This is a genomic window from Cyanobacteria bacterium QS_8_64_29, from assembly GCA_003022125.1.
Classification (GTDB): Bacteria; Cyanobacteriota; Cyanobacteriia; order Cyanobacteriales; family Rubidibacteraceae; genus QS-8-64-29.
In genome coordinates this window covers 1-20,678 of record PXQH01000050.1, presented here as the reverse complement: position 1 = coordinate 20,678, position 20,678 = coordinate 1, and the positions used below count along the sequence as shown (strand labels likewise).

The window sequence follows — 20,678 nt, the reverse complement described above, 5'->3', positions numbered from 1 at the left end:
GCAGCAGGGACGCTTGTCCGTTGAGCGAGCGGCATGTTTCAATAAGAGCGCTATAGGTTTGGGGGCGTGGCGGAACTGGGTAGACGCTGCGGACTTAAACCGTTGAGCCTTGCGGCAGAAATGCCGCAAGCGAACGCTCTCAAATTCAGGGGAACCTAAGTCCGAGCCCGGATAAGGCAACCCTGAGCCAAGCCGAGCGCATTCCTTCAAGCCGCTCGGAAGGTGCAGAGACCTGACGGGAGCTACCCCAGCAGTCCGGCTGCGGGTAAAGAGAAGGTCCGATTCCTCAGGTCCTCAGCGACCGCGGCGAAAGCCGCAGAGGAATGAAAATCCGTTGGCCCGTAAGGGCCGTGAGGGTTCGAGTCCCTCCGCCCCCATAACCCGCAGGGGCCCAAGCCCCTCAAGCTTGCTGCCACAGTTGCTGGATGCGGCCGGGTGGTGCCTGCTCGATCTCGCGGCTGCGTTTCAGGGACAGTTCCTGCCTGGTCGCTGCAAAGACCGCGCTTACGGCGATTTCGGGGGCGACGCCTTTAGGTAGCCCGCCCGCTTGCCGCAGGCGAAACAGAAACGTCGCGCAGCTCGATTGCCATGGTTCTTCTCCTTGAAACAGCTCCAAGCTTGATTGCACGCGGCTGGCTGCCCGCGCCGCGATCGCATCGACTGGGCATCTAGGGCGTTCAGCTCGCAGCAGAAGGGGCGGTTGCTGGCAGCGAGACGGTAAACATCGTGCCCTGCTGGGGAAGGCTGTTGGCGTACAGCTGGCCGCCGTGGTTGGCGACGATCGCCCGGGCAATGGCCAAGCCCAACCCGGCACCGGCCGAGGCTTCAGTTTGCGGCGTTGGCGCGTTCCGCCGGCGGTAGAACCGCTCGAACAGGTGCGGCAGCTCCTCGGCCGGAATGCCCGGCCCCGTGTCGCTGACCGCGACTTGCAGCGGCGAGCCGGCCCGCCGCCCGGCGCGCTCGAGCGTCACCGTAACCGCGGGCGCTGCCGAGGCCGTTCCATCGGTCCCAGCAGCGTGCTCGATGGCGTTGCCAATGAGGTTGGTAAACAAGCGGGCGAGCTGATCCCAGTCGCCGTTGAGCGCAAACGTCTCGCCCGATTCCGACCCATTGGGGTCAACGGGCTCAAAGTGTAGCTGCACGCCGCTGCGCTCGGCCGCGGCTTGTTGTTCCTCAATAACCGCCATTAACAGGGCATCGAGCGGGACGGGGTCGTTTTGGGTCTGGATCGTGCCGCTGTCGGAGCGGGCTAGAAACAGCAGGTCATCGACCAATCGTCCCAGCCGCTGCGTCAGCCGCTCGACGACTTGCAGCTGCTGCTGCTGCAGCTCGGAATCGGCGCCGGTGTAGGCCAGCGCCGTTTGGATGTTGGTTTGGATCGTGGCGATGGGGTTGCGCAGTTCGTGGGAGGCATCGGCCGTGAACTGCTTCAGGCGTTGGTAGGAATCGCGCACGGGCTGGATGGCTAGCCCCGACAGCCACCACCCAATGGCGCCAACCGCCAGCACCGTGACGCTCGCGCCTGCCACCAGATCCACTACCAACTGCCGGATGGGTTTGACAGCCTCAACCCAGGGGTGGCTGGCGCGCAAATAGCCCAACAGCTGGCCGTCCGCTTTTACGGGCGCGGTCACCTGCCGCAGCAAGCGACCGGAGGTCTCGACAGGCAAGCGCACGGTCTCGATGCGGCGATCGCGATGGAGCGGGATGGTGGAGGGATGGCTGAGGGTGGACCAGCGCCGCTGCCCTTGCGGATCGAACCACTCCAGATCGATGCGATCGGGCTCGAGGGGATCGGCGGCATCGCGGAAGCTCGCCGCCACATCGATGCGGTAGCGGGCATCGGGCGCCTCGCTGGATCGAACGACCAGCGATTGCTCCACAACGGCGACCACATGTTGGAGGGTGTCATCGACGCGCTCGATTAGCGTGCTGCGAACGTAGGCGTAGATGCCGGTGGCAAACAGCAGCAGCAGCACGGCCGTGACGGCGGCGTACCACAGCGCCAGGCGGCGGCGGGTGGTTTGGAACATGGGGGCTAACCTTACCGAGAGCGCTTTGGCGTTTGGCCTCAATCGCCATCTTGCCCTCCAGCCGCCCCTTCCATGGCTCGCCCGGATGATAAAATGTGAAAACGGTGGCAGTCATAGCAAGGCGGCCTAAATCCCATGTTTCGCCCCATTCAAATCCTTCGCAATAGCGCGATCCGCCTGGTCAGTTTGCTAAGCCGGTTGGCCCGCGGACTGGCAGGTGCGGTGGGCCGCTCGTTCGCAGCAGCCGGACGCTCGCTGGGACTCGCCCGCAGCACGTACTACCTGGACCCGTCAGTGGCCCAGGGCATGAACTCCGAGCGCGAGCGCCGGCGCATGGCCGAGGCCAGCGACGAGAGCGAAGCTCCCACCCCGGAGGCCGCTTCGACCGAGACGCCATCGGCGGCAGGAAGCGCCGGTACCGAGCGCCGCCGGCCTGACAGCGAGGATATGGATTACTTCCGCCGCTTGGCCCAGGAAACGCGGGACTCCTGAGCCAGCGCCGGGCATTGGGATAGGATTTAAGAGCAGTACTCGCGTAGCCGTTGCGCGCAGTGCCATCCCTATGTTCGATTCGCAGGCCGAATTGCAAGACGCCGTTGCCCGCCGGCGCAACTTTGCCATCATCTCCCATCCGGACGCGGGCAAAACGACGCTGACGGAGAAACTGCTGCTCTATGGCGGGGCCATCCATCAGGCTGGCGCCGTCAAGTCGCGGCGGGCGCAGCGCAAGGTCACCTCGGATTGGATGGTGCTGGAGCAGCAGCGCGGCATTTCGGTGACCTCGACGGTGCTGCAATTTGCCTACTGCCAGCACCAGATCAACCTGCTCGATACCCCCGGCCACCAAGACTTCAGCGAGGATACCTACCGCACCCTGGCCGCGGCCGATAATGCCGTCATGCTGATCGATGCGGCCAAGGGGCTGGAGCCGCAGACGCGCAAGCTCTTTGAGGTCTGCCGCCTGCGATCGCTGCCTATCTTTACCTTTGCCAACAAGCTAGATCGCCCCAGCCGGGAGCCGCTGGAGCTCATCGACGAGATCGAGCGCGAGCTAGGGTTGCAGGTCTATCCCATGAACTGGCCCATCGGGACCGGCGATCACTTCCGCGGCGTGTTCGATCGCGCCACCCAAACCATCCACTTGTTCCAGCGCGAGGCGCACGGGGCTCAGAGAGCCGCCACCAAAACCATCGCGCTGGGCGATCCCGCCATTGAGGACCACCTGGAGCCCGAGCTCTACCACCAGCTCAAAGACGAGCTCGAGATCTTGGACGAAATGGGCGCCCGCTTCGACCGCGACCAGGTCCATGCGGGCGAGATGACGCCGCTGTTTTTCGGCAGCGCCATGACCAACTTTGGGGTGGAGCTGTTTTTGGATGCCTTTCTGGACTGCGCCCGCCCGCCCGAAGCGCACCGCTCCTCGGCTGGCACAATGGCGCCTACCTACCCCGAGTTCAGCGGCTTTGTCTTCAAGCTCCAGGCCAACATGGACCCCAAGCACCGGGATCGGATGGCGTTCGTGCGCGTCTGTACGGGCAAATTCGAGCGCGACATGGCCGTCAAGCACGCCCGGACGGGCAAAACCGTGCGCCTCTCGCGCCCGCAGAAGCTGTTCGCCCAGGATCGCAACGCGGTTGATGTGGCCTATCCCGGCGATGTCATTGGCCTCAACAACCCGGGCGCTTTCGCCATCGGCGATACAGTCTATACCGGCCAGCGCCTAGAGTACGAGGGGATTCCGTGCTTTTCGCCCGAGTTGTTTGCCTACCTGCGCAACCCCAACCCATCCAAGTTCAAGCAGTTTCGCAAGGGGCTGCAGGAGCTGCGCGAGGAAGGCGCCATCCAAATCATGTACTCGAGCGATGAGTCCAAGCGCGATCCCATCCTGGCAGCGGTGGGCCAGTTGCAGTTTGAGGTGGCGATCTATCGGATGAAGCACGAGTACGGCGTCGAGACGCAGCTGGAGTACCTGCCCTACACGGTGGCCCGCTGGGTCTCGGACGGTTGGGCAGCGCTGGAGAGCGCGGGCCGCCTGTTCAACACGCTCCTAGTGCGAGATAACTGGGATAGGCCCGTGCTGCTGTTTAAAAATCAGTGGAACCTGGAGCAGCTGCAGCAAGACCAGCCCGAGCTGCGGCTCTCGCGCACGGCGCCGCTGGGCGCGCAAGTGCCGCTGGAGGCTTAGAGCGGCTCCAGGCCGCCATTTTGTTAGACTGCTTGCGTGCTAGCTGCTAATGCCAGCTTATGGTTGCCTCGCAAACCGCCCCTGCATCGCTTGTTGAGGCCGCCCGCCAAACGCGCGGGGCAGCCCGCCAATTGGGGGAGCTGCCGGCGGCCGAGCGCAACCGGGCCCTCGAGGCCATGGCGCAAGGCTTAGAAGCAGCCGCACCGACCATCGTGGCGGCCAACCAGGCCGACTGCGAGGCTGCCGAGGCAGAGGGGCTCTCGCCGGCGCTGGTAGCACGCCTCAAGCTAGGCGAGACCAAACTGCAAGCGGCGATCGCGGGGGTGCGCGACGTCGCTCGTCTCCCCGATCCGCTGGGGGTAACCCAAATCCATCGCGAGTTGGATCGGGGGCTAGTGCTCCAGCGCGTCACTCGCCCGCTAGGCACGATTGGGGTCATTTTTGAGGCCCGACCCGATGCGCTGGTGCAGATCGCCAGCCTGGCACTCAAATCGGGCAACGGTGCCATCCTCAAAGGCGGCAAGGAGGCAACGCGCACTTGCCAGGCCCTGATTGAAGCCATTCACGGGGCACTGGCCCAGACGGCCGCCGATCCGGAGGCCTTGCGGTTGCTAACAACGCGCGAGCAAACCCAGGCTTTGCTGGCGCTGGAAGGCGAAATTGACCTAATCGTACCGCGCGGCTCCAGCGCCCTGGTCCGAGACATCCAGCGCAACACCAATATCCCCGTGCTAGGCCATGCCGATGGCATCTGCCACCTCTATGCGGACGAGGCGGCCGATCTAGAACAGGCCGTGCAGCTGGCAGTGGATGCCAAGACGCAGTACCCGGCTGCCTGCAATGCGCTGGAGACCCTGCTGGTGCACCAGGCCATTGCCGGTACTTACTTGCCGCAGGTGGCAGCGGCGTTGCAGGCGGAAGAAGTGCAGCTGCGCGGCGACGAGCGCACGCAAGAATTTCTCCAAGTGACAGCTGCCAGCGAGCAGGACTGGGTGACCGAGTACGGCGATCTCACCCTGGCCGTTCGGGTCGTCGATTCGCTCGAGGCGGCGATCGCGCACGTTAACGCTTACGGTTCCCACCACACCGATGCGATCGCGACGCAAGACAGTGCTGCTGCTGAGACCTTCCTGGCCCAAATTGACTCGGCCAATGCCTTCCACAACTGCTCCACGCGCTTCTCGGACGGCTTTCGCTACGGCCTTGGGGCCGAGGTGGGCATCAGCACGCAAAAAATGCCGCCGCGCGGCCCGGTGGAGCTAGAAGGACTGGTGACCTACCAGTACCGCCTGCGCGGCGGCGGTCACCGAACGGCCCCCTACACCGGCGAAAACGCCCGGCCCTTTACCCACCGCGATTTGGCCTAGGCCAGCTGGCTGCCATGGATGCGATCCGGGTCACGGGCATCCGCGCTTACGGCTATACGGGGTTTTTGGCCGAAGAGCGGCGCCTGGGCCAGTGGTTTGAGACCGACCTGACCCTGTGGCTGGATTTGGCCCCGGCAGCAGCGAGCGACGACATCGAGCGCACGCTCGACTACCGCCAGACCATTGCCGCCGTGCAGCAGATCGTCCGGACGCGCCAGTTCCTGCTGGTGGAGCGGCTGGCTGCCGAAATTGCCGATACCATCCTGCGATCGCAACCGGTCGAGCAAGTGCAGGTGGGCTTGGCCAAGCCGGCACCGCCAATTGCCGACTTTGACGGCCAGATTGCTATCGATATCACGCGCGCGCGCTCAGCGCTGCCTGCCGCTTAGGGGATGGCGTACGGCTCAAAGAAAGCAATAATACCGGCAGTGCCGTTTTTTGTGAGGAGCCGACATGCGCGGACCCAAATACCTGCCGCTCGTTGCCCGAACTTTTCTAGCCGTTATTTTCCTGCGCTCCGGCATTAATAAAATCCTGGCGTTTGGGGCCACCCAGCAGCAAATTGCCGAGATGGGCGTGCCCGTTCCGCCCGTAGCGCTGGCCGTTTCGATTGCGCTGGAGATTCTGGGCGGCCTTTCGGTGATTTTGGGCGTGGGAGCGCGCTGGGGTGCCGTCGCGCTGATCCTGTTTTTGATCCCAACCACGCTGATCTTTCATACCACCGCCGGCGAGTGGACCCAGTTTTTCAAAAACCTCTCGCTTCTGGGCGGCCTGCTACTGCTGACGGCAACCGGTTCGGGACCGCTCAGCCTAGATGGCAGCGGCGAGCGCGAGAGCTAAACGGCCGACCGCTCACTGCCAAGCACGACCTGCGGCTCTATAGGCAATTGCCAGTGCACCAGTACTGAGCGCTCCAACGGTGGCAACCAGCGTGGCGACTCCTGCAAACATCTCCAGTCCGGCTCCAAACGAAACAGTCCAACCCGGTACCGTTGCAGGCACCAGCAGACTGCAGCCTATTTCTGCCTTAGCAATTTTGCTTTGGGGCAGATGGTTCTCGAAGCCCTCAATACAGCTCGTAGGCCAGCAGCGTGCAGGCAAGCGAGCCGTTGTAGAGCGGGATGCGGCGCCAGGGGCGCAAGCCTATCTGGTTGGTTGGGGCGGCATTGGCTGCCAGGATGCAGGCGCGCCACCCCTTAAAGCGCTGCTTGAGCGTATCGCCCAGTTGCTTGTAGAGCGCCCCCAGCTGCTTGCTGCGGCCGAGGCGCTTGCCGTAGGGGGGGTTGCAGACAATCGTGCCCTCGCTGGTCGGCGGGGACAGTTCGGCCAACGCGGTTTGGCTGAGGGTGATGGCATTTGTCAGCCCGCTGTTAGCCGCATTGGTGCGGGCGTTGGCGATCGCCTGGGCGTCGCGATCGCTGCCGAAGATGGGAACGCGCGGCGCCGGCAAGCGCGAACGCCGCGCTTGGGTGCAGAGCTGCGCCCAGAGGGTAGCGTCAAACTCGGGCCAGCGCTGGAACGCAAAGCCCTCGCGCAACAAGCCGGGCGCTGCGTCGGTGGCTTTGAGGCCGGCTTCAATGGGCAGCGTCCCGGCCCCGCAGAGCGGGTCCAAAAACGGCGAGTCCGCTTCCCAACCGGCCAACGCCAGCAAGGCGGCGGCTAGGGGTTCCTTGAGCGGCGCTTCACCAGCGGCGGTGCGGTAGCCGCGCCGGTGCAGGCTGCCGCCGGTGCCATCCAGGCTCAGGGTGCAGGCGTTGCCGCGGATGTGGAGATTGAGCGCGCGGTCGGGGGTGTGGGGATCTACCGAGGAGCGGCGCCCGCACTGCTCGCGCTGCTGGTCCACGATCGCGTTTTTGACCTGCAGTGCCGTGAAGTGGCTGTGATTGAGGTTGCGGTTGCCCCCCGTGCAGCGCACGGCCAGCGTTTGCTGGGGGGATAGGTAGTGGTGCCACGCAATCTGGCGGACGCCACGGTAGAGCTGGACGGCATCTGCACAGCGGAAATCGCTCAGCGGCACCAGCACCCGAAAGATCGTGCGCGCCCACAGATGGACGCGGTAGAGCAAGGCGCGATCGCCGCCAAAATGCACGCCCGCTGCATCGGGGACAACCTCGCTCGCGCCCAGTTGCGCTAGCTCGCCGGCAGCGACGGGTTCCAGATGAGGGGCTGTCGTGGCAAAGTAGCGGTTCATGGGGCCAGCAGCCGATATCCTAAACTGAAATGGCAATCCCGCGGTCTGGATGAGGAGCGGCCATGCGACTTTCGCAAGCGCTGTTCGAGACGCTGCGCGAAGATCCCGCCGAAGCCGAGGCCCCCAGTCACAAGCTACTGCTGCGGGCCGGGTTGATCCGCCGCATTGGCAGCGGTATCTATGCCTATTTGCCCATGATGTGGCGCACGATCCAAAAAATCTCGGTGATCGTGCGCGAGGAAATGGATGCAGCCGGCGCGCAAGAATGCCTGCTGCCGCAGCTGCAACCGGCCGATATTTGGCGAGAGTCGGGGCGGTGGGAGACCTATACCCAGGCCGAGGGGATCATGTTTACCCTCATCGACCGGCAGGAGCGCGAGTTGGGATTGGGCCCCACCCACGAAGAGGTCATAACGGCCATCGCGCGGGAGACGATCCGCTCCTACCGCCAGCTCCCGCAAAATCTCTACCAGATCCAGACCAAGTTTCGCGACGAGATCCGCCCGCGCTTTGGCCTGCTGCGGGGGCGCGAGTTTGTCATGAAGGATGCGTACTCGTTCAATGCCGACCTCGATAGCCTCAAGCAGACCTACGAGGCCATGGCGCAGGCCTATGCCAACATGCTGCGCCGCTGCCACTTGCGCTTTAGCGCTGTCGAGGCCGATACCGGCGCCATTGGCGGGTTTGACTCGCAGGAGTTTATGGTACTGGCCGATGCGGGCGAAGATGAGGTCCTCTATACCGAAGACGGTCAGTACGCGGCTAATGCCGAAAAAGCCGTCTCGCTGCCGCCTGAGGCAGTCCCTTCACCCTTTAGCGCGTTTGAAAAAGTGGCTACCCCCGGTACGGCCACGATCGCGGCCATATGCGACTACTTGCAGTGCTCGCCCACTGTGGTGGTCAAAAACGTGCTCTACGAGGCCTACTACGACAACAACTGCATGGTGCCGGTGCTGGTGAGCGTGCGCGGCGACCGCGATGTCAACGAGACCAAGCTGCAGAACGAACTGAACCGGTTTGCCGCCCAGTACGGGGCCAACCAGCTGCTAGCGCTGGCAGTACCGGATGCCGACTCGCAGCAAAAGTGGGCCTCAAAACCGCTTCCCATGGGCTACATTGCCCCCGATATCAGCGACAGCTACATCCATCCCAGCGAGAACGTAACCCCGCAGTTCCTGCGGCTGGCGGACAAAACGGCCACCGAGCTGCAGCATTTTTGTACCGGTGCCAATGAAACGGGCTATCACGTTGTGGGGGCCAACTGGGGAGACCGCTTCGCGCTGCCAGCGCACGTGGCGGATTTGTGCCAGGCGGCGGCCGGCGATCGCGCCCCTCACGATCCCAACCAGACGTTGCAGCGCGCCAGCGGCATTGAGGTGGGCCACATTTTCCAGCTGGGCACCAAGTACTCGCAAGCCTTGGGCGCCACTTACACCAGCGCACAAGGGGAGGAATGCCCGCTGTACATGGGTTGCTACGGCATCGGCATTTCGCGCTTGGCCCAGGCCGCCGTGGAGCAGTTCTACGATGCAGAGGGCCTCGTTTGGCCGGTAGCGATCGCGCCCTACGAGGCCATCATTACCGTGCCCAACGTCTCGGATTCGCAGCAGCGGGAGGCGGCCGAGCAGCTCTACCAGCAGTGCCGTCAGGCCGGCATCGAAACCGTGCTCGACGATCGCGACGAGCGCGCCGGCGTCAAGTTTAAAGACGCCGACCTGGTGGGCATCCCCTACCGGCTAGTGACCGGGCGATCGCTGCAAAACGGCAACGTGGAGGCCATCAAGCGCGCCACCCACCAAGCGCACCAAATCCCGTTCGATGCCGCCGCCGTGACGCTCAAGCAGTGGATCGAGGCGGCCCGTCAGGCGGCCTAGCCTTGCCGCGCGATGGCGATGCAGGTCGCCATATCGGCATCCGTTTTGATCGCTTGGGCGTTGAGGTGGGTCTCGCTGGCGCGGTAACCGCGGGCCTGCAACTGCCGAAGCAGCGCATCGCGCTTGGGCAAGCTCAAGTTCCCGCGCCGCCCGATTTCCTGAAAGCTGTGGAAGTAGGGGGGCATGGTCGCCTCGCGGGCCATGGTGGCTAGCAAGCGGGCGCGCTTGCGCCAGCTCCAGGCATAAGCCAGCTCGCGCATGCGGGCTACAAAGGAGCGCTCGTGCAGCGCCCCCAACCACATGGGGCCGCTGACCGCTAGGGCCGCCCCGTCGTGCGAGCAGCTCGCCTGGCCCAACTCGCGCCAGCCCACCGTGCGGTAGTTGCCGCACTGGTGGCAGTAGCCCAAAAAAGCAAAGTTGCGCCCGCTCAAATCGCGCTCGGTGACCAGGCGCACCATGGTGCGGTAGGTCTCGCGCGTAAACAGCGAAAAGACGGGGACAATGCCCAGATTTTGCCGCGAAGACTGCTGCTGCAGGCTCCCCAGCATCAACCGCAGGCCTTGCTCGTGGGCGGCCGGGTGGGCGCGGGCGTAGGCGCCAAAGACGCTCAGGCTCTTATCGGGGATGCGGCCGGTTGCCGAGCGGCCGTCGGTGCTGGTGAGGTAAGCGTAGCCCCCAATTCGCACGGCCCACAGCAGAGTGTTGATGTGGCGATCAGGCGAGCCAAAATTGTCGACATCGACCAGGTCGTAGTAGTCCTTGCGGTTGTGGCACTCAAAAAAGACGCGGTTGGCCTGCTCGTAACTCGTTCGCCATCGCTCGCTTGCAATGGTGCGGGCTAGGTTTTGGCGCAGCGTTGGCGCCACATCGGGATCGGCATCGTTGGCCCAAAGCGCATCGGCGCCGCTCTCTAGGTAGTAGCGCAGGCAGCGCACGCCACAGCCGGCCATGGCATCCAGCACGCGCAGCGATCCGGTATCGGCCTTGTGGAGAGCGCCAACCAAAACGGCCAAATCGCGCGCGACAATGCTGTGCGTGCGGTAGAAGGCATTGCCAATTTGAAACTGGGCCTGTCCCTCGCCAACCCAGGATGCGTCCGAGACCACGACTGATGGTACTGAATGCGGCACGTCAGGAGCACGAGCCGGTCGGCAGTCAGCGTGCGGCGGCGACCGCCGAAACGAGCCTGCTAGGCTGAGTAACTGGCAATTCTGTCAGAGGAGGTTCCTTATGGACGCGATGGGCAAGCGCAAGATCGTTCGCATCATCAACGCGCCCGTTCGCATCCCTGTCGGCATCCTGTCTATCTTACTAGGCGGGGCAATTGCGTTGGCCGTACCGGGCATTGGTCTCTTCTTTGGGCTACCGTTTTTGCTGCTAGGCGGCGAGCTGCTGTGCGGCTGCTAAGCGCCAATGCTCAGACCGGGTGGGGCAGTTTCGTTCATTAGGAACGAGCTGCCCTAACTAAACGTCGCGAGGAGGCCATGAGCGAGCGTTTTTCTTGGATCTTGCCCGAGCGCCTAGCCGTGGGGTCATGCCCCCACTCAGATTTTGCCGTCGCTCGGTTGAGTCGCTGCGGCGTCACGGCCGTTCTCTGCCTGACCGAGCGGCACGAGCATCGGGTCCCTGACGGACTGCCCCAACGCTTTTTATGGGAGCGGATTGCTATCCCGGATGGGGCTACAGGCGGCATTCCCAGTCAGGCGCAGTTCCAGCAGGCAACGGATACCCTGGATCGCTGGCAGCGGAAAGGGCATACGATTTACGTTCACTGCCTGGCCGGTGTGGGCCGCTCCCCGGCAGTCTGCGCTGCCTATCTAGCGCACCACTACAATATGGAAGCCGATGAGGCCCTGCGCTGGGTGCGGGACTGCCATGCCTGGGCGGATCCGGATGCGCACCAGCAGCGAGCCGTGTCTAGCCTGTCCAGCCCATCTCAGGCCACTGGAGCCCCTGCCGAGTAACGCCCCAATCGCGCAATTTCCATGAACCGCTCCCTCGAGCTGTCCTGGTCCGTTCGCCCCTCGCTGGGGGCTTGGAGCGTCCTGGCCGCTACAGCACTCGTCTTGGCCGGTGCGGCGCCGAGTGCGGCGCGATCGCCGCTCGCGCAAATTCCAACCTTGCCCGAGCCCGAGCAGCCCCAAAACGGGTCGCCGTCGCCCGCCGATCCCAATAGCGATGCGCCTGCCTCCGAGTTCCAAGACCGGCGGATGCCCGAGGCAGAATCAGCGCCTGCTCCTGCTTCAGGGACCGAGCAACCCGCTACACAACCCACCCAGCCCGCGCGGCCGCAAAACGTACGGCGCAATGCCAATCCGGGTAGCGCCCAGTCCGTTCCCTACTTGCTCGGTCCCGGTGACACCATCCAGGTCAATGTCTTCGGTCAAGAGGACCTATCAGGCAGCCAACGCATCTTGGGAGATGGCTCGGTCGCCCTGCCGCTCGTCGGTCGCATCAAATTGGCCGGGCTCACGCTCACCGAGGCCTCGAACCAGATCAAGCAACAACTGTCAGAGTTCATCAAGCGGCCCCTTGTAACAGTCAGTTTGGCGCAAACACGCCCCGTGCGCGTCACGATTGTTGGCGAAGTCAACCGACCGGGCTCGTATATTGTTTCGTCCGGTCAAGCTCGGGCACCCAGTCAAGCTGGAACAACTGGCTCGACTGGTTCAGCCAGCTCGAGGAGTGGTGCCGGCGATCGCTTTTCAGGCGGTATCCCAACAGTAACTGAAGCCCTGCAAGTCGCTGGCGGCATCACCGAGTCAACTGACGTTCGCAATATTCAAATCAAGCGCCTGCAGGGAACGAACCGCGCCAATACCTTAAAGGTCAACTTGTGGGAGCTACTGCAATCTGGCAACGCGAATCAAAACGTTGCCCTGCGCGATGGGGATCGCATCGTTGTCCCTGAGGCCCAAAAACTATCGCCTGCAGAGGCAACTGAAGTTGCTAGTGCCAACTTTGCCCCCGATACAATCCAAGTTGGGGTAGTCGGGGAAGTAAAAAGTCCGGGTCGCGTTGAGCTAAAGCCCAATACGCCCCTCAATCAGGCTTTGCTAGCTGCCGGCGGATTTGACAACAAGCGCGCTGATAAAGGCGAAGTCGAACTCGTGCGCTTGCAGGAGGACGGCACGGTCAAAAAGCGCACGATTCCAGTTGATTTTTCCGAAGGAATCAACCCCGAAAAAAATCCCACGCTGCGCAATCGCGATGTCGTCATTGTCAAACGTTCGACGCTTACAACAGTTGGCGATACGCTAGAGAGCATTTTGGGGCCCTTCACCAACGTATTTAGCGTCTTTCGGCTGTTCGATATCTTTAACTGATCGGCGCTAGCCGTACGAGCAAAGCGATGGTTCGTTCCCGACTGCTTGGGGAATGGTTGCGTAGCCATTAGCATCTAGCTTCCCCAAGAGGCCGGTTGAAATCCGCGGCAGCTGCCAAGGGCCTTCGTAGATCCAGCCCGTATAGACCTGCACTAAGCTAGCACCGGCGCTAATCTTGGCCCAAGCGTCCTCGGCACTAAAAACGCCGCCCACGCCAATGATGGGGAGCTCGCCACGCGTTTGGTGCCAGAGAAAGCGGATGGTCTCAGTGGCGCGATCGCGCAGCGGGGCACCGCTGATGCCACCGGGCTCCGCTGTCAAAAGGTTGCTGGTACCGGGAAGCGTCTGCGTTCGGAGGCCATCGCGGCGCGTTGTGGTGTTGGTGGCAACGAAGCCCGCCAGATCGTAGCTCCGGGCCAAATCCACTGCTTGGCGCATGGCGTCCCAGTCCGCATCCGGGGCCAGTTTGACCAGCAGGGGCTTCTGCCGCTGATTCTCGGCCTGCAGGGCCTTGAGGATGGCGCCAAGCCGATCCGCCGCTTGCAGCGATCGCAACTCGGGCGTGTTGGGCGAGCTGACGTTGACGACAAAGTAGTCTCCCACCTCCCGCAGCGCCCGGAAGCTGGCAGCGTAATCGGCTGCGGCCTCAGCCAGCGGCGTTGCCCGGGATTTGCCCAAATTAATTCCCCAGGGCAGATAAGGCGCGCGCTGCTGGGATTGCAGCTGCTGGCGCAAGGCCGCGCTGCCATGATTGGGGAATCCCATGCGGTTGAGCGCGGCGCGATCACGCGGTAGCCGAAACAAGCGCGGGCGCGGGTTGCCTGGCTGTGGGTGCTGGGTCACCGTGCCCAGCTCGGCAAAGCCAAACCCCAGGGCCCCCCAGAGGCCGGCCGCCACGCCGTCTTTGTCCAAGCCGGCGGCCAGCCCAATGGGATTGGGAAACCGCAGCCCCCAAAGCGTTTGGGCCAAGCGCCCGTCATCCACGCGGAAGGTCCGCTCGAGCTGGCTGTGGATCCAACTTGCCGGCGGGCATTCAGCGGCGGCGGCCAAGCGGTGCAACTGCCGCAAGCTCTGCCGGTGCAGCCATTCCGGATCGGCGCGCAGCCCAGAAAACAGCAGTGGGGCAATGGCAGATCGGTACGGATCCAACGGGCTTTCCTCGAGCGCGAGAGCCTCAATGCAGCCGAGCTGCTACCGCAACACCCCACAATGGAAGCAAGCGGGCTCAGGCGTTGCCATGTCGGCCGATTTCAATTTCTTTCAGCACTGGTATCCCATCCTACCGGTTGCGGATCTCGTCCCGGATCGCCCCATAGCCGCCCGGCTGTTGGGGATGCCGCTGGCCATCTGGAAACCGGACGAGGCATCGTCCTATCGCGCCTTTATCGATTGCTGCCCGCACCGCCTGGCCCCCCTCAGTGAAGGCCGGATCGAGGGCGGGCAGCTGGAGTGCTGCTACCACGGTTGGCGCTTTGACACCAACGGCGCTTGTACGGCCGTTCCCCAAGCCGAGGATCCGCAACTGCTCGAGCGCCACCCCGAGCGGCTGCAGGCGAGAGTGCTGCCCAGCTGCGAGGCCAACGACCTGCTTTGGGTCTGGCCCGATCCAGACTCGCCCGAGCTAGCCGCTCGGACGCCGCTACCGCTCTCGCCGCAAATCGACACGTCGCAGGGCTTTGTCTGGTCTTCTTTCGTGCGGGATCTGGCCTACGACTGGCAGACGCTGGTGGAGAACGTGGCCGATCCCAGCCACGTGCCCTTTGCCCACCACGGCGTGCAAGGGGATCGCAACCGCGCGTCGCCGCTGCAGGTCGAGATTGCCGAATCGGGACCCGAGCGCATCGTGGCCGAGCTCAAGCGCAGCTTTCCCGCCACCATCACCTTCGAGCCCCCCTGCCGGTTGGAGTACGCCACGCAGTTGGGGAACTCGGGCAAGCGCATCGGATTGATTACCTACTGCCTTCCCGTTGCCCCCGGCCGATCGCGAATTGTGGCGCAGTTTGCGCGCAATTTTGCCTACCGGGCGCACCGCCTCACGCCCCGCTGGTGGGAGCACGTTCGCACGCGCAACCAAGTGCTGGATGGGGACATGATCCTGCTGCACCACCAGGAGGCTGCCCTCGGGCAGGCTGATCGCTGGCAGAGTGCTTACACCATGCCCACCCAGGCCGATCGCTTGGTTGTGGCGTTCCGCCAGTGGTTCGATCGCCACTGCCAGGGGCGGCTTCCCTGGGAAGCTGCGGGCATCGAACCATCGCAGCCCTCGATTCCGGAGGGGCGGCGCGAGGTTTTGCTGGATCGCTACCGCCAGCACACCCAGCACTGCCGCAGCTGCCAGGGGGCGCTCGCGCGCATCGAGCAGCTGCAGGCAGCCGCGTTAGCGGGCGCCGCACTGCTGGTTGTGGCGATCGCGCTGCTGCCGGATACTTACCGCCTGCAGGCAGGGTTGCCCCTAGCGGCGATCACCAGCCTTTGCGCGGCCGCCTGGGTCGGGCTTAAGTACCGCCTGGAACCGCAGTTTCGCTTTGTCGACTACGTCCACGCCGAGCGTTGAGCCATGGCACCTCGCAAACAGCCTCCCAAAGGAAAATCGCCTGCCGCTTCTGCGCCTAAGGGGGATAGCAACCGCAAGACTAGCGAGCTAGCGGTTTCTCCGCTGCACGAAAAAATCGAAAAACTGCAACAGGAACGCCAATGGCTGCTTAGGCAGATTGGGAGCAAGCGAACCGAGCTCACGAACCTTGTCGAGCAAATGCGCGAGATTGCAACGGAGGTTTCGCGTCAGGGGGCGCCCATACTGCAACAGCTAACCGAACTAGATAGCGAAATTCACGAACTCTTTGAGGAAGTTTTCGCCACCCGCAAATTCGGCAAAAAGAGTCGCGAACGAATTCGACAGATTTACGAGGGGTTGCAACTATCGGGTGCGATTAGCGCGCGTTCGCTAGCGGGCGATGCCGCTACTGAAGGGCTAGATGCCTCCATGCCCGATGGCGAAACCGATCGAGCGCAAGCGGAGACGGCGCACCAAGATTCTGCAGCGCAAAATGCGGACTCGGAGTCTAGTGCGCCCGAGAGCCAACAACCGCAGAACATGCGCCAGACATTTTTGCGATTGGCAGGGGCCTTCCACCCTGACATGGTGACCGATAGCGAGCTCAAGGCCAATAACTCCGAAATTATGAAGCAGATCAACCAGGCCTACCGGGAGGGCGACTTCGCACGCCTGTTAGAAATCGAGCGTCAGTATCACGCCGATGGGTCTGCTTCGGTTGGCGATAGCGATCGCAGCGACAGCGAAAAGCGCTACGAGCGTTTGTTGCAGGATAACGAAGCCCTCAGGCATCAATACGAAGAAATCAAGGGCGAGGTTCGCTACTTGCGGCAAACGCCCGAGGGTGAGCTTGTCAAGCACTACCGCCGCGCTCGCAAGGAAGGCATCAATTTTATAGACGCCTTCCTCGAGATGGGACAGGAGGAGGTCGATACCTTGGAAGAAATTCGCGATTTCGTGCGCCAGTTTCGAGACAAGCAGATCGGCATCGAGCAGTTTCTGGCCGGTCCCGGCAGCCAGCGCCAAGTGACATCTGAGGAGCTTGCTACCGCTATTGAGGAAATGATGGTGTACTAGGGATCCGCGTATCAGACAGCCTGCGCCTGCTCCTGCACCTGGGGCTGGAACTGGAACAGCGAGTAGATGACGTTGCGTCGGATGTCGATCATCATCTCCAAAAACATTTCGTAGCCTTCCTGCTTGTACTCGATCAGCGGGTCTTTTTGCCCGTAGCCGCGCAGCCCCACCGACTCGCGCAGCGAGTCCATCGCTTGCAGGTGCTCCCGCCAGAGCGTGTCGATCTGCTGCAGCATGAAAAAGCGCTCCGCCTGGCGCATCAGGCCAGGCTGGACTTGCTCGATTTCGTTTTCTTTTAGGTCGTAGGCCTTGCGCACTTCCTCGTGCAGGAAGGCTTTGATTTCGCTCACCGTCATGTCCTGGAGCTGCTGCGGCTCTAGGTCCGCTAGCAGGTAAACAAACTCTTTGACTTTGCTGGTGAGCGTTTCCAGGTCCCACTCCTCAGGCGGCAGCTCGGGGTTGACGTAAGCGTTGACGATGTCATCCATGGTCATCTCGCCGTACTCAATGACCCGCTCGCGCAGGTTCTGGCCTTCCAGGACGCGGCGGCGCTCCGAGTAGATCGCGCGCCGCTGGTTGTTCATGACCTCGTCGTACTCAAAAACCTGCTTGCGCGTGTCGTAGTAGAAGGTTTCCACCTTGCGCTGCGCGTTCTCGAGGGCATTGGTCAGCATTTTGGACTCGATGGGCATGTCCTCGTCCACGCGGAAGGCGTTCATCAGGTACGAGACCCGGTTGCCGCCAAAGATGCGCAGCAGGTTGTCTTCTAAGCTCAAAAAGAACTTGGTCGAGCCGGGGTCGCCTTGGCGGCCGGCCCGCCCGCGCAGCTGGTTGTCAATGCGGCGGGCTTCGTGGCGCTCGGTGCCGATGACATGCAGGCCACCCAGCTCGACGACCTCTTCGTGCTCTTGTTGGGTGTAGGTTTCGTACTCGTCGCGCACCCGCTTGTAGACGGCCCGCAGCTGCTCTAGCACCGGGTCGTCGATGGGCGCGTTCTCGGCCGCGATCGCCACTTTTTCTTCGGCTTCCAGCTCGGAGAGGCTTTGCTCGCCGTACTCCCGGACGGCAAAATCCACCGTTTCTTTGAGCGCTGTCTCTGTCTCCGCCGAGAGCTCCATGGGATAGATTTGGGGCGACGCGCGCCACGTTTTGACCTGCTTTTTGGGCGCGTTGGGGTCAAAGCCCTGCGCCCGCTCGCGCTTGTCGGCGCCGGGAACGCTCACGGCCAGTTCGCCATCGCGCTCGGGGGCGACCACCCGCGGCATGAAGTACTCGCGCAGCTTTAGGCGGGCCATGTAGTCGGCGTTGCCACCTAGGATGATGTCGGTGCCGCGCCCGGCCATGTTGGTGGCGATGGTCAGGGCCCCCTTGCGGCCGGCCTGGGCGATAATCTCCGATTCGCGCTCGACGTTTTCGGGGCGCGCGTTGAGCAAGTTGTAGGGAATGCTGCGCTCGTCCAGCAGCTGGGCCAATTTCTCCGAGTTCTCGACGCTGGTGGTGCCTACCAGTACGGGGCGGCCGAGCTCGTACATCTCGGCGCACTCGTTGGCAATGGCGCGCCACTTGGCCGCTTCTGTTTTGTAGACCACATCGGCGACATCGCGGCGCTGCAGCGGCAGGTTGGTGGGCACCACCGTCACCGAGAGCCCGTAGATTTTTTCGAACTCGGCCTCTTCCGTTTTGGCCGTTCCGGTCATGCCCGAGAGTTTGGGATAGAGCAGGAAAAAGTTTTGGTAGGTGATGCTGGCTAGGGTTTGGGTTTCTTTTTGAATTTCGACCCCTTCTTTGGCCTCGATCGCCTGGTGCAAGCCGTCGCTCCAGCGGCGCCCGGGCATGACACGCCCAGTGAACTCGTCCACGATCACCACTTCGCCTTTGCGCACGAGGTAGTTGCGGTCTTTGACAAACAGTTCCTTGGCTTTAATGGCGTTAAAAACGTAGTGGGCCCAGGGATCGTCCGGGTCGTAGAGATCGTCGGTACCCAGCAGCTGCTCGGCCCGCTCGAATCCCTCGTCGGTTAACAGGACCGTGCGCGCCTTTTCGTCCACTTCGTAGTGTTCTTCGCGCTCGAGCTGCTTGGCAATCTCAGCCGCTCGCACGTATTTTTCGGTGGGCCGCTCCACTTGACCGGAGATGATCAGCGGCGTGCGCGCCTCATCGATCAGGACCGAGTCCACCTCATCGACGATGCAGTAGTTGAACGGCCGCTGCACGACCTCATCCAGCGAGTTCGCCATGTTGTCGCGCAAGTAGTCAAAGCCCACCTCGCTGTTGGTGAGGTAAGTAACATCGCAGGCGTAGTTGGCCTGGCGCTCCTGGGGATCCATGCCTTGCTGGATCAGGCCCACGCTTAGGCCCAAAAAGCGATGCACCTGCCCCATCCATTCCGAGTCGCGGCGCGCGAGGTAGTCGTTGACCGTGACAATGTGCACGCCTTTACCCGAGAGGGCATTCAAATAGGCCGGCAGCGTTGCCACCAGCGTTTTGCCCTCGCCGGTTTTCATCTCGGCGATTTCGCCGCGGTGCAGGACGATGCCGCCCAGAATTTGGACGTCAAAGTGCCGCATGCCCAGCACGCGCTGGGCTGCCTCCCGAACGGTGGCAAACGCCTCCGGCAGGATCTCTTCTAAGATCTCGCTTTCTTCGCTGTCGTTTTTGGCCTGGCTCAGCTTCTGCTGGAATTCGGCAGTTTTGCCTTTGAGCTCTTCATCCGATAGGGCCTGGATGTCCTCTTCCCAGAGATTGATCTCTTTGACTAAAGGCCAGTATTTTTTGAGCTTGCGCTGGTTGGGATCGCCGAGGAGTTTTTTGAGCACCATAACCGAGCGAACGTGCGTGCAGGCGCGCTTGGAACCGCACTAAGCGCCGTTACCGGCAATGGTATCACCCTCGATTGGGGCCCGCAGCGGCGGCGATCGCCCGCCAATGGGGGCAGTTGCCCTATTGGGCCGTTGCCTCCACCGGGACGGCATCCAGCAGGCGCGAGATGATCGCGCTGGCACTGCTGGAGCCGGCTGGGATGAGGCGATGGGCCAGCACGTAGGGCGTTAGGAACTTGACATCATCGGGCATGCCGCAATCGCGCCCGTTCAGCAGCGCCAGGGCTTGCGTGGCCTGCTGCAGCGCCACTGCCCCGCGCGGGCTCACCCCCAGCGCGATCTCGCTGTCGTGGCGCGTGGCGCGCACCAGCTCGACAATGTAGCGCCGCAGCGGCGCCGCCACGGTCACCTCGCGGCAATGGCGCTGGAGCGCCTGCACCTGGGCGACGCTCAGGCAAGGCTGGAGCGAAGCCAGCGAGGTGCGCTCGTGCTGCTGCAGCATTTGCAGCTCCTGGTCCGGACTGGGATAGCCCAGGCTCAGCGAGAGCAGAAAGCGATCGGTTTGGGCTTCAGGGAGTGGGAAGGTCCCCTGATACTCGATGGGATTTTGGGTGGCAATGGTAAAAACGGCTGCGGGACTGGGCGCGTCTGGCCGTCGATGGTGACTTGCTGCTCGGCCATGACCTCCAGCAGCGCCGATTGGGTGCGCGGGGTGGCCCGGTTGATCTCGTCGGCCAGCAGGATGTTGGTAAAGACCGGACCCGGCAGGAACTCGAACTCGCGGGTGCGCGAGTTCCAAATGTTGGTGCCGGTGGCATCGGTGGGCAGCAGATCGGGCGTGCACTGCAGACGCTGGAATTGGCCGTCGATGGAGCGCGCCAGGGCCTTGGCCAACAGCGTTTTGCCCACCCCCGGCACGCCTTCGAGCAAGGCGTGGCCGCCGCCTAGCAGCGCCACGACGACCAGGCGAACCGCATGCTCGTTGCCCACCAGGACTTGCCCGATGTTGCGGGTTAGGGCGGTCAGGCGCTCGGACACGTTGGCCTCCAAGAGGAGCTGGTTGGGGTTAGTACTACAGTCGGGTTTAGAGTCGGGCGGTCTAGCTCGGTAGTGACAGCGTCGCGCGACGGCTTGGTAATGGCGACGCCAATGAGACCAAAGCAACGCCTGCTCGGCACTTTGCAACTTGGGCAGCACGATGGCCAGCAGTAGGCGTCGCACCTCGGGCTCGGTCAACGGGACAAGGCTCCCC

General features: G+C 63.0%; 16 protein-coding genes and 1 pseudogene. 10 read left to right on the top strand and 7 right to left on the bottom strand.

The window, feature by feature from the left end:
* Nucleotides 1-400: 400 nt before the first annotated feature.
* A complete protein-coding gene (locus tag BRC58_08155) occupies nt 401-616 on the bottom strand; it encodes a hypothetical protein (protein ID PSP16759.1) in 216 nt (71 codons plus the stop codon).
* A gap of 61 nt (nt 617-677) precedes the next feature.
* Complete coding sequence (locus BRC58_08150; GenBank protein PSP16758.1) at nt 678-2,033, bottom strand: two-component sensor histidine kinase; 1,356 nt, start codon at nt 2,031-2,033, stop codon at nt 678-680.
* A gap of 135 nt (nt 2,034-2,168) precedes the next feature.
* Here BRC58_08150 and BRC58_08145 point away from each other — a divergent pair, with 135 nt between their 5' ends.
* From BRC58_08145 to BRC58_08125, 5 genes are all read left to right on the top strand, one after another.
* Entirely contained in the window at nt 2,169-2,525 is a 357-nt protein-coding gene (locus BRC58_08145; GenBank protein PSP16757.1) for a hypothetical protein, read from the top strand.
* A gap of 70 nt (nt 2,526-2,595) precedes the next feature.
* On the top strand, nt 2,596-4,218 hold the full coding sequence (prfC, locus tag BRC58_08140; protein ID PSP16756.1) for a peptide chain release factor 3: 1,623 nt from the start codon (nt 2,596-2,598) through the stop codon (nt 4,216-4,218).
* A gap of 59 nt (nt 4,219-4,277) precedes the next feature.
* Nucleotides 4,278-5,585, top strand: a complete 1,308-nt coding sequence (locus BRC58_08135; GenBank protein ID PSP16755.1) for a glutamate-5-semialdehyde dehydrogenase — start codon at nt 4,278-4,280, stop codon at nt 5,583-5,585.
* Nucleotides 5,586-5,599: 14 nt separating this feature from the next.
* Nucleotides 5,600-5,974 carry a dihydroneopterin aldolase gene (folB, locus tag BRC58_08130; protein PSP16754.1) on the top strand — a complete coding sequence of 125 codons (375 nt, stop codon included), beginning with the start codon at nt 5,600-5,602 and terminating at the stop codon, nt 5,972-5,974.
* A gap of 64 nt (nt 5,975-6,038) precedes the next feature.
* Nucleotides 6,039-6,425 (top strand): DoxX family protein, encoded by a 387-nt coding sequence (locus tag BRC58_08125; GenBank protein ID PSP16753.1) that lies wholly within the window; start codon nt 6,039-6,041, stop codon nt 6,423-6,425.
* A gap of 226 nt (nt 6,426-6,651) precedes the next feature.
* Here the strand turns inward: BRC58_08125 and BRC58_08120 are convergent, their stop codons facing one another.
* Nucleotides 6,652-7,776, bottom strand: coding sequence for an RNA methyltransferase (locus BRC58_08120; GenBank protein ID PSP16752.1), 1,125 nt, complete (start codon nt 7,774-7,776; stop codon nt 6,652-6,654).
* Between the two features lie 62 nt (nt 7,777-7,838).
* Between BRC58_08120 and BRC58_08115 the strand changes: the two genes are divergently transcribed.
* The gene (locus tag BRC58_08115) at nt 7,839-9,650 is read left to right on the top strand and encodes a proline--tRNA ligase (GenBank protein PSP16751.1); all 1,812 of its coding nucleotides are present in this window, start codon (nt 7,839-7,841) and stop codon (nt 9,648-9,650) included.
* Here BRC58_08115 and BRC58_08110 read toward each other — a convergent pair.
* On the bottom strand, nt 9,647-10,756 hold the full coding sequence (locus BRC58_08110; protein PSP16750.1) for a tRNA (guanine-N1)-methyltransferase: 1,110 nt from the start codon (nt 10,754-10,756) through the stop codon (nt 9,647-9,649). The two genes, BRC58_08115 and BRC58_08110, sit on opposite strands and share 4 nt — an antisense overlap.
* A gap of 378 nt (nt 10,757-11,134) precedes the next feature.
* Here BRC58_08110 and BRC58_08105 point away from each other — a divergent pair, with 378 nt between their 5' ends.
* Together BRC58_08105 and BRC58_08100 are read left to right on the top strand one after the other, a co-directional pair.
* A complete protein-coding gene (locus tag BRC58_08105; protein PSP16749.1) occupies nt 11,135-11,614 on the top strand; it encodes a phosphatase in 480 nt (159 codons plus the stop codon).
* Between the two features lie 21 nt (nt 11,615-11,635).
* Complete coding sequence (locus BRC58_08100; protein ID PSP16748.1) at nt 11,636-12,976, top strand: polysaccharide transporter; 1,341 nt, start codon at nt 11,636-11,638, stop codon at nt 12,974-12,976.
* Between the two features lie 6 nt (nt 12,977-12,982).
* On the opposite strand, the gene BRC58_08095 is transcribed toward BRC58_08100, so the two are convergent.
* Entirely contained in the window at nt 12,983-14,125 is a 1,143-nt protein-coding gene (locus tag BRC58_08095; GenBank protein ID PSP16747.1) for a dihydroorotate dehydrogenase (quinone), read from the bottom strand.
* An 88-nt stretch (nt 14,126-14,213) separates the two neighbouring features.
* On the opposite strand from BRC58_08095, the gene BRC58_08090 reads away from it, so the two are divergent.
* Together BRC58_08090 and BRC58_08085 are read left to right on the top strand one after the other, a co-directional pair.
* Nucleotides 14,214-15,530: a pheophorbide a oxygenase gene (locus tag BRC58_08090; GenBank protein ID PSP16746.1), complete on the top strand. Its 1,317-nt coding sequence runs from the start codon at nt 14,214-14,216 to the stop codon at nt 15,528-15,530.
* Nucleotides 15,531-15,728: 198 nt separating this feature from the next.
* Nucleotides 15,729-16,607, top strand: coding sequence for a hypothetical protein (locus BRC58_08085; GenBank protein ID PSP16745.1), 879 nt, complete (start codon nt 15,729-15,731; stop codon nt 16,605-16,607).
* Nucleotides 16,608-16,618: 11 nt separating this feature from the next.
* Here the strand turns inward: BRC58_08085 and BRC58_08080 are convergent, their stop codons facing one another.
* Nucleotides 16,619-19,426: a preprotein translocase subunit SecA gene (locus BRC58_08080; GenBank protein PSP16744.1), complete on the bottom strand. Its 2,808-nt coding sequence runs from the start codon at nt 19,424-19,426 to the stop codon at nt 16,619-16,621.
* 121 nt (nt 19,427-19,547) lie between these two features.
* Nucleotides 19,548-20,464 (bottom strand): annotated as a pseudogene (locus BRC58_08075) (magnesium chelatase).
* Nucleotides 20,465-20,678 lie beyond the last annotated feature (214 nt).

Coding starts and splice junctions, on each gene's coding strand:
- BRC58_08090 (PSP16746.1), top strand. CDS start 14,214: ATGTCGGCCGATTTCAATTTCTTTCAGCACTGGTATCCCATCCTACCG.
- BRC58_08080 (PSP16744.1), bottom strand. CDS start 19,426: ATGGTGCTCAAAAAACTCCTCGGCGATCCCAACCAGCGCAAGCTCAAA.
- BRC58_08120 (PSP16752.1), bottom strand. CDS start 7,776: ATGAACCGCTACTTTGCCACGACAGCCCCTCATCTGGAACCCGTCGCT.
- BRC58_08145 (PSP16757.1), top strand. CDS start 2,169: ATGTTTCGCCCCATTCAAATCCTTCGCAATAGCGCGATCCGCCTGGTC.
- folB (PSP16754.1), top strand. CDS start 5,600: ATGGATGCGATCCGGGTCACGGGCATCCGCGCTTACGGCTATACGGGG.
- BRC58_08135 (PSP16755.1), top strand. CDS start 4,278: ATGGTTGCCTCGCAAACCGCCCCTGCATCGCTTGTTGAGGCCGCCCGC.
- BRC58_08105 (PSP16749.1), top strand. CDS start 11,135: ATGAGCGAGCGTTTTTCTTGGATCTTGCCCGAGCGCCTAGCCGTGGGG.
- prfC (PSP16756.1), top strand. CDS start 2,596: ATGTTCGATTCGCAGGCCGAATTGCAAGACGCCGTTGCCCGCCGGCGC.
- BRC58_08100 (PSP16748.1), top strand. CDS start 11,636: ATGAACCGCTCCCTCGAGCTGTCCTGGTCCGTTCGCCCCTCGCTGGGG.
- BRC58_08150 (PSP16758.1), bottom strand. CDS start 2,033: ATGTTCCAAACCACCCGCCGCCGCCTGGCGCTGTGGTACGCCGCCGTC.
- BRC58_08115 (PSP16751.1), top strand. CDS start 7,839: ATGCGACTTTCGCAAGCGCTGTTCGAGACGCTGCGCGAAGATCCCGCC.
- BRC58_08085 (PSP16745.1), top strand. CDS start 15,729: ATGCGCGAGATTGCAACGGAGGTTTCGCGTCAGGGGGCGCCCATACTG.
- BRC58_08125 (PSP16753.1), top strand. CDS start 6,039: ATGCGCGGACCCAAATACCTGCCGCTCGTTGCCCGAACTTTTCTAGCC.